This window comes from Candidatus Pelagisphaera phototrophica (assembly GCF_014529625.1).
Taxonomy (GTDB): Bacteria; Verrucomicrobiota; Verrucomicrobiia; order Opitutales; family Opitutaceae; genus Pelagisphaera; species Pelagisphaera phototrophica.
In genome coordinates, this window is sequence record NZ_CP076039.1 from 3177231 (window position 1) to 3191730 (window position 14500).

10 protein-coding genes are annotated in these 14500 nt (G+C 53.1%); 3 read left to right on the top strand and 7 right to left on the bottom strand.

The annotated features are described in order from the left end of the window. Positions 1 to 107: 107 nt before the first annotated feature. The 3 genes from GA004_RS13675 to GA004_RS13685 are packed head-to-tail and all read right to left on the bottom strand — an operon-like array spanning position 108 to position 4807. Entirely contained in the window at positions 108 to 1916 is a 1809-nt protein-coding gene (locus GA004_RS13675) for an adenine deaminase (RefSeq protein WP_283394434.1), read from the bottom strand. A gap of 27 nt (positions 1917 to 1943) precedes the next feature. Beyond that, positions 1944 to 3497: an adenosine deaminase family protein gene (locus GA004_RS13680; protein WP_283394435.1), complete on the bottom strand. Its 1554-nt coding sequence runs from the start codon at positions 3495 to 3497 to the stop codon at positions 1944 to 1946. Next, complete coding sequence (locus tag GA004_RS13685; RefSeq protein WP_283394436.1) at positions 3494 to 4807, bottom strand: NCS2 family permease; 1314 nt, start codon at positions 4805 to 4807, stop codon at positions 3494 to 3496. The genes GA004_RS13680 and GA004_RS13685 overlap by 4 nt, the downstream gene beginning before the upstream one ends. Positions 4808 to 4911: 104 nt before the next feature. On the opposite strand from GA004_RS13685, the gene GA004_RS13690 reads away from it, so the two are divergent. Beyond that, entirely contained in the window at positions 4912 to 6951 is a 2040-nt protein-coding gene (locus GA004_RS13690; protein ID WP_283394437.1) for a purine-nucleoside phosphorylase, read from the top strand. 64 nt (positions 6952 to 7015) lie between these two features. On the opposite strand, the gene GA004_RS13695 is transcribed toward GA004_RS13690, so the two are convergent. Further along, positions 7016 to 8320, bottom strand: coding sequence for a cytochrome P450 (locus GA004_RS13695; protein ID WP_283394438.1), 1305 nt, complete (start codon positions 8318 to 8320; stop codon positions 7016 to 7018). A gap of 144 nt (positions 8321 to 8464) precedes the next feature. On the opposite strand from GA004_RS13695, the gene GA004_RS13700 reads away from it, so the two are divergent. Both GA004_RS13700 and GA004_RS13705 read left to right on the top strand, forming a co-directional pair. Beyond that, positions 8465 to 10033, top strand: a complete 1569-nt coding sequence (locus GA004_RS13700; protein WP_283394439.1) for an alkaline phosphatase D family protein — start codon at positions 8465 to 8467, stop codon at positions 10031 to 10033. Positions 10034 to 10068: 35 nt separating this feature from the next. Further along, positions 10069 to 11343, top strand: a complete 1275-nt coding sequence (locus GA004_RS13705; RefSeq protein ID WP_283394440.1) for an amidase family protein — start codon at positions 10069 to 10071, stop codon at positions 11341 to 11343. 70 nt (positions 11344 to 11413) lie between these two features. Here GA004_RS13705 and GA004_RS13710 read toward each other — a convergent pair whose 3' ends face one another. The 3 genes from GA004_RS13710 to GA004_RS13720 all read right to left on the bottom strand — a co-directional run bounded on the left by GA004_RS13710 (position 11414) and on the right by GA004_RS13720 (position 14498). Next, positions 11414 to 12343: an acetamidase/formamidase family protein gene (locus GA004_RS13710; protein ID WP_283394441.1), complete on the bottom strand. Its 930-nt coding sequence runs from the start codon at positions 12341 to 12343 to the stop codon at positions 11414 to 11416. Between the two features lie 83 nt (positions 12344 to 12426). Beyond that, on the bottom strand, positions 12427 to 13797 hold the full coding sequence (locus GA004_RS13715; protein WP_283394442.1) for a tetratricopeptide repeat protein: 1371 nt from the start codon (positions 13795 to 13797) through the stop codon (positions 12427 to 12429). A 14-nt stretch (positions 13798 to 13811) separates the two neighbouring features. Then, the gene (locus GA004_RS13720) at positions 13812 to 14498 is read right to left on the bottom strand and encodes an energy transducer TonB (RefSeq protein WP_283394443.1); all 687 of its coding nucleotides are present in this window, start codon (positions 14496 to 14498) and stop codon (positions 13812 to 13814) included. Positions 14499 to 14500 lie beyond the last annotated feature (2 nt).

A 14500-nucleotide genomic window follows, 5' to 3' on the forward strand; every position in this document is an offset into this window, starting at 1 on the left:
TGCCAGTAGCGTTCCCAAGTCACGGAAATATTGTTTAACGACTATCTTTATATTAAAAAAAAAATATGTATTACGAAACAGCGGGTATTTCGATTAATTTACCGATCCTAAAGTGCTCTAAAGAGGTTTTTAACCTTCATTTCCGGCACCAGAACCAACCCTTTATCGGTCAGCCGAATTTCGGGAATCACAGATAGAGGCAGAAGGTTGAAGCCCATGTACGGAAGCGAGCAGCCAACTGAGCTCCATGCTTCTTTTAGAGCAGTTGTCTGGGCGGCGACCTCAGTGCCTCTTTCATCCGAGAGCAATCCGGCTATTGGCAGTGGAACCTCCGCGATGATTTTTCCAGATTTTACAACGACCACCCCTCCTCTGAGCTCTTTTATCCGTCGAGCCACGATTTTCATATCCTCCGCAGATTCACCGGCGATAACAACATTGTGGGCATCGTGGCCTACGCTACTACCCACCGCCCCATCCGTAAGCCCGAAATTCTGCAACAGGCCATGGCCTATTCCCCCGGTCTTTCCGTATCGCTCGACGACGGACAAGTATACCAGATCGTTAGCGTCCATAAAAGCGTCCCAAGATTGGACCTCCGGTTCGAACTGGGCTGATTTGGAGAGAGTCACGATGCCAGGCAGCTCCGTTCGCACAATACTGACCGACGACTTGACGTCGGGAATTTGAGGCAGCAAATCTAGTTCGTCCTCATACCTAACTGTCTCGTATGCCTGCTTCGGGTACGAGTATCTCCCCTCGCTCAATTGCTTATCTAGCAACGGTGTCACTTTCCGGTCTTCCACCATCAATGCGCCCCCATACCACGTATTGATTACCGTTAAGTCATCGCCCAGCAGAGTGATGTCTGCTCGGCGCCCGTGCCCAAGAGCTCCCAATTCGCCATCCATCCCAAAACGCGTTGCCGGGTGCAAAGAACCCATGCTCCAAGCCTGTAACGGGCTCAAACCGGCCACGATCGCCTGCCGGGTTACCCAGTCGAGTCCGAATTCGAAAAGATCGTCGGCATCACGATCGTCCGTGCAGACGCAAACGCGCTTGGTCGACGCTCCCAGTTCCGTCACCGCCTTGATCGCTTCTGGCAAGCTGTGCCAAGGGGTGGCGGGCGGACCTCCTCTTAGGAAAACCCAAATTCCTGCCTCGAGAAAATCATCGGCTATGTCCCGATCGATCGCCTCGTGAGTATCCGTAACACCGCTGGCAGCGTAAGCCGCCACGAATTCCCGACCGTAAATGTGCCCACTAACTGGCTTTTCCCGCTTCAAGGATTCGCCGATGATTCCGTGAGACCGTGCATCGCCCATGCAAACCGGCACGAAATCCATTTTCTCACCCAAGGCCACAATCTCAGGCCATTTATCAAACAGAGCGGCCGCTTTGCTGGGGGTAAGATCGCCCCCGCAGGTTTCGAGGCTGTCATTCGTCGCGGGGATGGTAGAGGGCAAGGTCAGGAATATATTGAGAGGGGCTTGCCGAGCGTCTTCGAGCATCCATTCGATTCCCTCCACATCGCTCGCATTGCCTATCTCGTGGCTATCGCAAAACAAAGTCGTCGTTCCGTTTAGCAATGCTCCTTCCGCATAGGCGCAGGCCGTCATCATGCTGCTTTCGATATGAATATGGGGATCGACCAGTCCTGGGGCCAATATACCGCCTTTGACATCGTAGCGGGGCACTTCTTCAAAGGGACAGCTGCCCGCTTTGGCAACCGAGGCGATTCGGCCTTTCGTAATCCAGATCTCCCGATCGTCCAGCATTCGCTCGGTATAGACCGAAAGGATACGAGCACCGGTCAAAACGAGATCTGGAGCCAATCTCCCAGAAGCGACCTGGGACAAGTGAATTGTGGACTCGTGTAGCGGGGCTACGGAAAAACGATTGATTAAGTCAGGCATCTCGGAATCTAGTTATTACGCGGAAAATCATATAGTTAATCCGAGCTTGACACGCCCATAGTCGTAGGTGACTGCGTCGGTTGAGGCTGCCATCTCACGCCAGCCGTTTTCCAGGCATCTATCTGCGAACACACTTAGGTCTTCACTGTATTCGCTCAACAACTGCGCTTTCTCTTCCTCGTCCAGAAAACTGTGAACGAGACTGTTTTCTCCAAGAGAGATGAGCTCCTTCCACGACAAATTGTATCGGCTCACGGCGACGTAGTACTCATCCGTCATATTGGAGTGCCACATGCCCCTATCATCCGTATTAAGACAGACCGGAATTCCCTGTCGCAAGTATATAGGGAATGGGTGTTTATCAAGATCTGGCACATAACCCAGAAGCTCGTTGCTAATCAAGTTGATTTCCACCAGGAACTTCTCTCCCCGCATCACTTGCATCGTTTTCTCGTCCTGAAACAAATTTATGCCGTGTCCAATTCTGGTAGCTCCCAAACGAAGCGTATCAAAGATCTGGGTATCTCGCTTTTCCGCTTCTCCTGCGTGAATCGAAATACCTATCCCCGGGTACTTCCGCAACATTCGATCATAGACGTCCGTAAACCTAGCAGCGTATCCGCGATTGTCATCCTCCCGACCGGCCATGTTCAACCCTACCCAGAAATCGCGATGCTGGTCGATGAACTCGTAGAACCTCTCGACCTTCTCCTCCGCATCGTCTTCAAAACGTACAACAATGCCTTGGAAGCGAACGGTAACTCCTGTGGCCACCGCATCCGGCTGATTTAATCGTCGCTTGATAGCCGCATTGGCTTCTTCGGCAGATAGATCATTGCCTCGACCGTCTTTCCAACCCCACGGACCTGTCTGAATTTCCAAGTAGCGTACGCCCTCTGCAGCGAATCGCTTCATGTTTTCGACCAGCAATTCCGTCATCACATCGATGCTAGACAACAGCTCGTTAAGCCTGGGCCATATATACTCGAAAAACTCGTCCCGCCCCTCATATTCCTTATCCAAGACAACGGAGCCCAACCACTCTTCCCTCTCGTCTTGGTTCAGTTGGGACATGGCTTTGAAATCCAATTTGGCGGGGCCCGACAAGCTTCCATAGCTCGACTCGGAAATCGTCGTCCAAAACATTCGGTTTCTCGAGTCCCTATGCTCATTGGCATCCGTCTTGTAGTATCCAGAGACTTTGTACCTCGTGTAGAACTCTTGCCCTCCGTTTCGGCTTTTATCTGTCGCTACATCGAACCACATCTCCGGAAGCATCCCGCCGCCGAAATGGTGGTGGATATCACCGCCCTTCGGCAGGGCGTAGAGGAACCGGTATAGTTCCTCAGTGGAGGCGTTTCGCTTCAGATCTTCGAAAATCAGGCCGATCTTTTTCAAGGGAATCTTTGGAGCGAGGATCTCGCTCCCATGGGTCCGCTCGCCGAATTTCCCAGCCGAAGGATTCACAGGCTTAGCCTCCAGCGCATCGGAGCCGATCCCTAAGGCACTTCCCGCTAAGGCACCCGTAGCCAAGAATCCTCGACGGGTAATCCCGCTTTCATTGACGAAATTCTGTTTCATAAAAAAGCGTAGTAAATAACGAATACAATAGATATTGCGTAGCTCAAGACAGGGGCTTCTTTAGCTCTTCCGCTCAATAGCAGAATCAGCGAGTAAAGTGTTAGCCCGAGTCCAATCCCCTCCGTAATGCTAAAGGTTAGGGGAATCATCAGCATCGTAATGAACGCCGGTACGACTTCGCTCAAATCATCGAACTTCAATTCCTTCAAGCCCTGAGCCATAAAGGCACCCACCATAACCAGAGCCGGAGCGGTTGCCGCCGCCGGAACAATTAGAATAATCGGGGTAAAGATCAAGGCCACCAGAAAGCAGAGACCGGTCACAACCGAGGTGAGTCCCGTCCTTCCCCCCGATTCGATGCCCGCCGCTGATTCTATGTAGGAAGTGGTTGTCGAGGTACCGAACAAGGAACCGGCAACCGTGGCGACGGCATCAGCGGTCAAGGCTTTGCCCATCTTCGGCATCGAACCATCCTTCCGAACGAGATTAGCCCGTCTAGATAGGCCTACAAGAGTTCCGATACTATCGAACAAGTCCAGGAGCAAAAGCGTTATCAGAACATCCGCTATTTCAGGAAAGTGTTTTATCGGATACAGAATATCCAACTTCAAAAACGTTTCGGATATGCCAGAGGGCAAGGAAACGATTCCATCGGGAACTGAGGTCACCATTGCTCCTTGGCTGGGAATAATCAGGCCAATCAGAGTCAAGCCCAAGATAGTGATAAGCAACGCCCCGCTGACTTTCCTGATCGTCAGGAACGTCATAAATGCGAGTCCCCCCATAACCATCAAGGATGCCGGGGCCTTGAGGTCGCCAATCGATACAAGCGTCGCCTCGTGGGCGATGACAATCCCAACGCTTTTCAAGCCGATGAACGCAATGAAAAAACCGATTCCGCATTGAATCCCGATCTTAACCCCATTCGGTAGGGATTCGGCCAGCTTGCTGCGCAATCCGGTAACAGAGAGAATGAGGAAAATGATGCCATTCCAAAAGGTGAGGGCTAGCGCCGTCTGCCAAGGTAATCCGCTGCCAATGCAGATGACAAAAGCGAAGTAGCTGTTAGTCCCCATGCCTGGCGCTTGGGCAATGGGGTAATTCGTCATGACCGCCATCAGAAAGCAGCCCAGGGCGGCCGCGATGCCAGTGACCGTAATGAGTGCCGGAACCGGCATACCCGCGTTGCTCAGAATCGCAGGGTTCACCGCTAGAATGTAGGCCATGGCAGCAAACGTGGTTATTCCGGCAAGGAACTCCGTTCTTACCGTGGTATTCGCCGCTTTTAGACCGAATAGCTTTTCCAGCATAGAGGCCTTAAAGCAGCATCGGTGCCGATTTACGGACAACTTTCTTTTTTTTTAAAACGCCGCTCCCGACATTCGATTGGCACGGCTTGTGCCTTAAAGCCCAAATGCTTAAAATTCATCTGATTCTAGCGACGATTCTAATGGCGGCGAGCGCGCCCGCTTTCGCAGAGAAGCCTATACCCATAAAAGTCGTTGTACTTGCAATGTACGAAATGGGCGAAATTACGGGAGACCGCCCGGGAGAGCTGCAATTCTGGGCCGAGCGGGAGAGTCTAGACATCGTCCTGCCTTTTCCCATGGGCAGAACGGATCTGCTCATGAGCGAAGAAGGCCTTATGGTTGCCCTGACGGGAGGAGGCGTCACGCACGCGGCCACGACAATCACCGCTCTCGGCATGGACCCGCGTTTCGACTTTTCCAAAACCTACTGGATCATCGCAGGGATAGCGGGAGCCGACCCTGAAGATGCCTCTCTCGGCACTGCGGCTTGGGCGAAGTGGGTCGTCGATGGCGATCTTCTCTACGAACTGGACGCTCGAGAAATTCCCGAGGAATGGCCCTACGGCATGATACCGCTTGGCGGCTACGAGCCCAATCAGCTCGATACCGGTTGGACGGTAGACAACATCACGTTCGAATTGAACGAAGGGCTCGTCGAATGGGCCTATCAACTGACCAAAGATATGCCCGTTGACGACACCCCGGCTTTGAAGGAATTCCGGGAGCAGTTCGTCGGTTACCCCAACGCCATGACTCCCCCGCGGGTAATCATCGGGGATTCGTTGAGCTCTTCCACCTACTTTCATGGCGAGAAGCTCAATCAATGGGCCAATGACTGGATGAAACTGCACACCGACGGCCAAGCGGAATTTGTCATGTCCAACATGGAAGACAGCGGCACGCTTACCGCTCTCCGACGACTCGCCCAAGCAGGCAAAACCGATTTCGAGCGCGTTCTAGTCCTGAGAACGGCAAGCAATTATTCCATGCAGCCTAAGGACAAGGCCGCCTCTTGGAGTGCCACCGCTCCCTATCCAGAAGACGGTCGCCCTGCTCTAGAAGCGGCTTACAAACTCGGCAGCGTCGTCGCCCACCAACTGATCGAAGACTGGAACGAAACGTCTTATCGCATTCCAAAGGCCAAAGCGAGCAAGACCAAGATTAAAGCGGTCGTCGTCGCCATGTTCGAACTCGGCGAAGACGAGGGAGACCAGCCCGCCGAGTTCCAAAACTGGGTCGAACGCTACCCGCTCGATCAGAAGATCTCCTTTCCCCAGGGCTATCGAGATCTTCGCTACAACGATGAAGATGGCGTGCTAGGAATCGTCACTGGAATTGGAACCTACCGTTCCGCCGCGTCTATCATGGCGCTGGGAATGGATCCGCGCTTCGACCTGAGCGAAGCCTATTGGCTCGTTGCGGGAATCGCCGGCGTCGACCCCAACGACATGTCGCTGGGGTCAGCAGCTTGGGCCGAGTGGCTGATAGATGGAGACCTCTCTCATGAAATTGACATTCGGGAGGCCCCCGACGACTGGAAATACGGATACACGCCCATTCGGCACCCCGAATTTCCCTGGATAGAGCCTCTTCCCGAGGACAAAGGAGGGCTCCTCTACAAGCTAGATTCCGATCTAGTCGAATGGGCCTACCAGTTAACCAAAGACGTGAAAATCAAGGATAACGATGCCATGAAAATCCTACGAAAGAAATACATCGGCTATCCAAATGCTCAAAAACCGCCATTCGTGCTCAAAGGAGATCAACTGGCAGCGATGACTTTTTGGCATGGGGAAATAATGAATAATTGGGCCAATGATTGGGTCGACTACTGGACCGAAGGAGAAGGGGAATTCGTAACATCCGCCATGGAAGAGACCGGCACCCTCCAGTCCCTCACCTTCCTAGAAAACGCCGGGAAGGTCGATACGCAACGCGTTCTCGTCCTCCGGACCGGAAGCAATTTTTCCATGCCCCCGCCCGGCGTCAACGCGGCCGTCAATCTAAGCGGCGAAAAGAAGGGCGGATATTCCGCTTTCATTCCCTCCTTGGAAGCCGCCTACGACGTTGGCAGCAAAGCGGTACGCGAAATTGTTGCCAAGTGGGACACCTACCGAACCGAGCTTCCAAAGCCGGCAGAATAGAAGGCCAATAGCGGCAACTGAAAAAGGCTCCGCCGCTACCGCCCTGGCCTTCACCTGCGACAAATTAGCGTCTCCTGAAGGAGCCTCTCAAATCCGCCACTTGCGGCACGCCGTAATTGAAATTCAATCGGATATCCGGTGCCGACTTAAAGGCCAGATCGTAGTTGCTCACGATATTGGCCAAGACGATGGGCATATGGACACGAACGAGATTTATGCCCAGACAGATGTGAGTGCTTCCACCGAAAGTCCCTTGGGCCTTTTTCGAATAATCGTTCTCGAGCCACCTCTGTGGCTTGAATCGATAGGGCTCCTCATAGACCTCATCCAAAAAATGGGCGATTGTCTGCATGTGCAGCACCTTCGTTCCCTCCTCCAGCACGAAGCCTTTAAATTCGAATGGCTTAGCAACTACTCGCGACAAAACCGGGGCCGCAGGAAAGAGGCGCTCGATCTCGGCGATCGTAGCTTTTAGCACAGGAAAGCGCTTCATACCCTCCACGAATGAATCTGCGGAATAAGATTCCAATTCTCGGCGCATCACATCCAGCCAATCGCTATCGCTGAGAATATGCTGAAGGCCGCAATTCAAGAGCTTCGAAGTATTCCCATTTCCAGCCATGAGAAGGAGGTAGGCCTCGGAAACCAGCTCCTGCATATCAGGGGCTTCCCCCTCGATTGCCGTTCGCTCGACGACTTGGGAGAAATTGTCGTTTACCTCCTTCCCCGCAAGGCGCTCTTCAATTTCGTGTTTCAGGAAATCGAATACGATTCTTCTGTCCTCTACGAATAAGGGGTCAGCGTAAAAAGACGCTCGATCCTTATCCGACATTACAGTCGAGTTGATAAAGGTTTCCTCGAACCGGATGAAAGTGTCCACTTCCTCCGCACTCAACTCGGTCTTCAGCAAGGTAGACGCATTCGCCAAGGTCAGAGTGGTCATGAAAAACGAATGGAGAGAGCTCTCGGCCCCAGCCAATCGCTCGAGCTCGGACCGGACGATCCCGTCGATCGCAGGTATCCAGCGAGCGATGGCTCCCATTCCGAAACCCGGCTTAAGCTGCTTGCGCTTCGCACGGTGGACTTCTCCATCCAATTGGGTAACGTGCCGATCGCCCATGACCTCTCGAAACGGCTTAAGGGCTTCGTGGTAATTCCAAATATCGGGGTTCTTCCAAGCGGCGGCATTCGCCTCCAAACCGCCAATACAAACCCAGGGCTCGCCTCTGAACTCAACGCTGTAAATGGGTCCCAGCTTTTTGTAGGCTCCCAGATGATCGAACTGATCCAATCCGACAGGGGCTCCCTCCCCCTTCCCTGCGAAGTCAATTTCGTAGGAAGGCATGTTTTCGATCGCCCCGCTTTTCATCCTTTTGCCTAAAGCATAGAACGTGCCGCTTGCCCGCATATCAGCTCTTGACCTGAATCACTGAGGAGAAAGCGTCGCTAGATGGATTTACCTTCAAGACAAGGCCAAGTTGGCCCGATTCTTGCGTTTCCGCAAGCCTGTGCCATGGCAAAGCTAAATATATTTTCCCTCCTTCGGATTACCCTCATTATAGTATCCCTGGGCGGACTCGCCTCCCGCGCTGCTCCAAAACTGATTAACGGCCCGATGCCCGCGGCAAGTGCCATCAATGAAGTACTCGTTTGGGCCCAAACGTCCGAGCCGGCTACCGTTCACATCGAATATTGGCCGGAAGATGGCGACCCAAATCAGTCCTTCGTCTCGGCCCCCGTGGCAACCTCGCTGGAAACCGCAGGGGTAGCCAAGTTACGAGTTACGGAAGGAATTGAGCCAGGCCAACGCTATCGCTACCAGGTCTTTGTGGACGGCGTCCCTCAGGAATTGTATTTTCGACAGGGGCACAGAGCCGGAGAAGAAATTCCGATGACTTTCCAGGCGAAACCCCGCTGGCGTTTCGTCCCCGAAGAGGAGTCCTCTCACAGCATATTCGATTTTCGCATCGCCGCAGGAAGTTGTGCCTACATCAACGAAGAAGGCTACGATCGCGAAGGCGGAACACCCTACGGAGATGCCTATCGCATCTTCGAGTCGATTTACGAGACGCAGCCAGATCTGATGCTTTGGCTCGGGGACGCGGTGTACTACCGGGAAAACGACTTCGAGAATCGCTCCGGCATGATCCACCGTTGGACGCATGACCGCTCGATCCCGGAGCTGCGGGCCCTCTTAACAAGTGCCCACCACTTCGCGGTATGGGACGACCATGACTACGGGCCAAACGACATCGGCAGCTCCTATCCTCAAAAGAGCGTCGCCAAGGAAATCTTCGATCTATTTTGGGGAAATCCAAGTTCTGGGATGCCAGAAACACCCGGAATCTTTACCTATTTTAACTGGGGGGACGCGAACTTCTACTTACTGGACAATCGAAGTTATCTCACCACCTCCGTCTCCAAGCCGGAAGCCTTCGGCAAGCCCAAAAGCATGCTGGGACGAGATCAAGCGGACTGGCTTATTGAACATCTGGCCTGGGCCCAAAGCCAAATGTCGGACGATGGCAAAAGCTACCCCGCCCGCTTCAATATCATTTGCGTCGGCAATCAAGTCTTGAGCGAAGACAGCAACCCCCATCACTATCGGAACTTCCCGGATGAATGGAATTACCTGATCGACCGAATCGTCGAGGAGGGAATCGATGGCGTGATCTTTCTAACTGGCGATGTACACCATGGGGAAGTCAACCGAATGGAATACATCGGCCGAGGAAATCCTGGAGTTCCTGGAAAAGCCGGCAAACCAGGCGAGACCTACCTCTTTCACGAAATCACTTCATCTCCCTTGACCGCTGGAGCCTGGAGCGGTCCGGCAAAAAACGGCGCCCGCTACGATATATTCGACGAAGCGGAAGTAGACCGCGTCGGTCAACGCAACTTCGTCACGCTCGATTTCAAAGGTCCCCTCGACAATCGCCGATTAGAAATTCGCTATTTCGATTCCGATGGCAATTTGCTGAATCGGAAAGAAGGCGGAAGGATCGACGAAATAACCGATCGCTCCGTTCTATTCGCCAACGAGCTTAGATCGCCTAGGCGGGCGAACGGGCCAACCGATTGATTCGTATCTCAACCAGCTTATCCTGCAATGCGCCAATGAACGCCACTCGCTCAATAGCGGAATGGAAAGCCTTATCGGCCGAAAACCCAGAGAAATCCGCCGAGACCTATTGGTCCACTCTCCAGCAAATTCCCGAAGCCATTAGAACCAGCGTTTTCAGCTACATACCCGATCTACAGTATCTCAAGAAAGCCTTCTCTCGGTCAATATCCAGTTCCAATCGCCCGCTCTCTGGAGTTCCTTACCTGCTAAAGGACCTATTCGATTTCCCAAATACGCCCACGACAGCCTCATCTGCCTTTCTGGAGGAGGTCCGACCGGGGCCTCATGAAGAATCCGCTGCGTCCATCGACCTCCGACGGCAAGGAGCAGTCTTTGGAGGGAAAACGCAGTTAAACGAGTTCGCCTATGGTCTCTCTGGAGAAAATCTTCACTACGGAAACTGTCCCCACCCCTTCCGGTCCAAGGCCCTCTCTGGCGGATCTAGCAGTGGGTCTGCCTGGGGCGTAGCCAAAGGCATAGCCCCCATCGCATTTGGCACCGATACCGGGGGATCCATTCGCGTTCCCGCAGCCTGGTGCGGTCTTTTCGGCTTTCGCTTTAATCCAAATGCTTGGTCTAGAAATGGGTGCTTCCCACTAGCCTCCAGTTTCGACACTGCGGGTTGGTTTTGTGCCCGGGCCGAAGATTCAATAGCCTCCTTTTCCGCCCTAATAACTCCGAAAAGCGAAACGCGGACGCTCAAAGGGCTGGACCTTACCGATAGAGATAGGCTTAGACATTCCGACTTCGAAAACTGTTTATTGGATACGTTTTCAAAGCTTCGGGTCTCGAGCGACAAAACCTTTTCAGACGCTTTCGAGAACGCGTCCTATCGAGCAGCCCGACATTTTAGCGTGCTTCAAAGCAGCGAAGCACTCGAAGCCCACAAGGCCTGGATAGAAACGCGAAAGAATCAATACGACCCAGCGGTCTGGCAACGAATCGCCCGAGCAAAAGACTGGACGGACGAAGACCTCGTCGAGGCTCGCGCAGGCGAATCGAAAATCGAATCCTTTTTTCAAGCGGCGTTCCAGGAATACGACTTCATCACGCTTCCTGCCAGTTGGACCTCGGCCATTTCAGCTAGCGAGCACACGGATTCCTATCGCGGCGAGCTACTGAATCTGACCAGTCCAGGAAGCCTCGCCCGCCTTCCAATATTCACACTTCCCATATACGCCGAAAACAGAGCGTCCACCGGAATACAGATCCTTTACCGGGATCCGCTTTCAGATTTGCCCTTGCAGATCATCGAGGCTGCATCATGAGGCCCTCTGGAAAACCTTCACTTACCCAACTCGCTTTACTCTCTCGTTGGAGCAGGCAGAAAATCCTTTTTCAATCGAAAATAGCGTCGGGTAAATATCCTGTAATCGTCGTCGTAGGAGTATTCACCAACTGGCTAACTTTCAAGTCCAAGACAACAGAGCAGGTCACATAGGCTTGCTGGCGCGTCAGGCCAACGCGCTCCTGCAAGTATCGGATCGCTCTTCTCACTACATTTTTGCACAACTCTCGAGGGTCCTCGCCAGATTCGATGAACGCATGAATCGGCTTCGCACTATAGCGGGGCGATACCAATTCTCCCGGAGTAATCAAGTACGGAGATTCTAACGGAGCGTCTTTAATTAGCTCCACTCTCAAAGTCACCTTCATCGGAGCTTCCATCCCATTGATGCTCACTTCCCCATCGCCTTGAGCCGCATGGCAGTCGCCGGCACACAATCCTGCTCCTGGAACGAAAACCGGCAAATGCAGCGTCGATCCGGCCACCAAGTGCTTCACATCCATGTTGCCGCCGAAGGCGCCAGGAGGGCGAGTGCGAAACTCGCCCAGAGCTTCTCGTTGCACGCCGATGATGCCGCAAAATGGATTCAGGTCCAAAGTGAGGCCTGGCATGGAGCACGTTTGCGTCTCACCCAATTCCCAAATCTGCAGAAAGACTTCGTCGAACTCGGTATCCAGCAAGCCCAAACCCGGAATGATGCTCGTCCATGCCCAATGTTCGTGCTCGTAATCGATGATATCTATCTTGAGGCGATCGCCCTTGCCCGCTCCAGCTACCTCAATCGGCCCAGTGAGACCATGAACCCTCATCTTGTCGGCTTTTTCCCAATCGGTCGCGGTCGACTCCTTCGATAGCTGCCCGTCGCTGGCGTCATTCATTTCAATGGTCACCGTATCGCCAGACTGGATGCTGAGCCTTGGCTCGTAACTGCGGTCCCAGCGGTTGTACGTAATCGATTTGTCTAGATAGTGGTCAGCCATGTGCGGTATCAGTTTCCGACCTTCGCCCAATTTCAGAACGGCAAGGTCGCTCGAGGCTTAAATCAAGCAGTCGGTCGAATTCGTCAGCTGGAACGTAGCACCGCTTCCAGTCGACGGATATAGTCTTCGAGATATTCCTTCGGATCCAGGGCGTTGGCGCGCTTTAATCGCGAAACCGCGCTCGCGTAATCCCTTAACGTCACCTCAACGCGAGCTAAGGCGACGAGTCCTTTGGACTCGAACCCTTTTACTTTCGAAGCACGCTCGTATTGGATCATGGCGTTCTCCAAGTCCTCCTTGCTCCGATAGTAATCACCCAGGCCTATCAAGGCTTTCCCATTGAGCGGGTCTTGGGCGACGATGGACTCCAAGATGCGGGCCGCTTCATCAACCCGACCCAAGGCGATCGAGGCTTCAGCCTTTAGATTCAAAATCATCAATTCTTCCTCTGGGGATATCGTCGCTCCCCCAGACTCTATTTCGTCCACGAGTTCAATCGCTTCGCTGTAGGCACTACGAGCTCCCAGACCTTCTGCCATCCTGATAAGCTTGCTGGCTTCCAAGTCGGAGAAACCAGCCGCTTTTCTATAGCGCTCTACAGCCAGTTGCGGCAGGTCCTCGTTCAAAAGCAGGTCCCCCAGCAAGGCCAGGCTACGCGACGAGTCTTCATCCATTCTATCGAGTAGCTCCAAGTTGGCAATGGCCTTTCCGTACTCGCCCTTACCCATAAAAGCATTGGCTTGCATCATCCAGAAATTGGCATTAGAGGGGTTTTTCTCAATCATGTCATTAAGCATGCCAATCGCTTCTTGGACCATCCCAGTATCGAGTAGAGAATTTAGCTTCCCGAGCAACCAGTCGTTGCTCTCAGGCTGAAAAAGCAATGCCTGCCGGTAGGAATCCAAAGCGAACGAAGCATCACCCGTATTCAAAAAGCAATACCCGAGCAAACCGTAGAGCGTACCGTTGCCTCCACCTATTTCAATGGCTTCAACCAGCATGGGCTTAGCCTCAACGTAGTCTCCTTTTTGAACCAGAGCGTATCCGATATTCTGGTAGGCTCTGAAAAAGTTGGGGAAGCGTTCAATGGCTCTTCGGTAGTGCTCGATCGCTTTGTCCAGCTCACCTTCCTGCAAATACAAGCTTCCTATCGTGTAGATAATCGCCGCCGAGGTCTCGGGCGTAAGGGCCTCTTCCAGCAGGCGAATAGATTCGCTCGGATCCGTATTCATGAATTCCGCTACCGTCTCCAGAAGCTCCGCCTCCTCTGAAGTGATCTTCGGGTTGATCTCCATGTCGAAACCGTAGCTGCCAAGAAAACGCTTCTTGAATTCCGGGTTGCCCCATGAGTTTTCCGTTAGAGGATAAACCCCATCTGAGGCGCTGTGGACAATAGGCGTGGCGACCCAAAGGGCCCCGCACGCTATAGAAAGAAGTAGAACAGTATTTTTCATTTGAGCGTTTGAATCTAAAATCTGAATCCGATTGGAAAAATATAACGGGCTTTTACAGGATCCCCGTTTTTCTTGGGAGCCGTCCAAATCCATTGTTCGGCCGCTTCAATCGCGGGCCCCTCTAGGGCTGGGTCAGAGGATTCGACGATTTCAAGCACGGTGGTCGAACCTTTCTCGTCGATCATTACCTCGAGGCGTACGATTCCCGACCGTCGCTCCTTTTTAAATTGAATCGGCGGAATCATATTCACCCGCTTGATCGGATTGGGGCGTTCGTCCAGATCCTTAACGTCAAACAATTCCAGGTCCGCCAGGGCATTCGGCTGAGCCTCGAGCGAGCCAAAGCCTAGCCCCGCCGCTTGAGCATCTCCAATTCCTGGGTTCATCGCCATTTCCAGCTGAGCTAAATCGAGGGGCGGAGGCGGCTCTTGGAGTTCCGGCGGAGGCTCCTCCTGCTCCTCGGGCTCGGGAGGTTCCTCCATATCCGGCGGACTGGGAGGAGGCGGAGGCGATATATCGAACTCGCGATATTCGATCACTTCCTTGCCATCTCCCGAGAGCATTTGCGTAAAGGGAAGCAATACGTAAATCGCTAGGATCGTGACGATCGCGTAGACGATTGCTCTAATGAAACCGATTCCCCGTTTCCTTGGCTGGTAGCCATTGGAAAACCTCAATTCTCCTGGAGCCGCTTCACCCATCG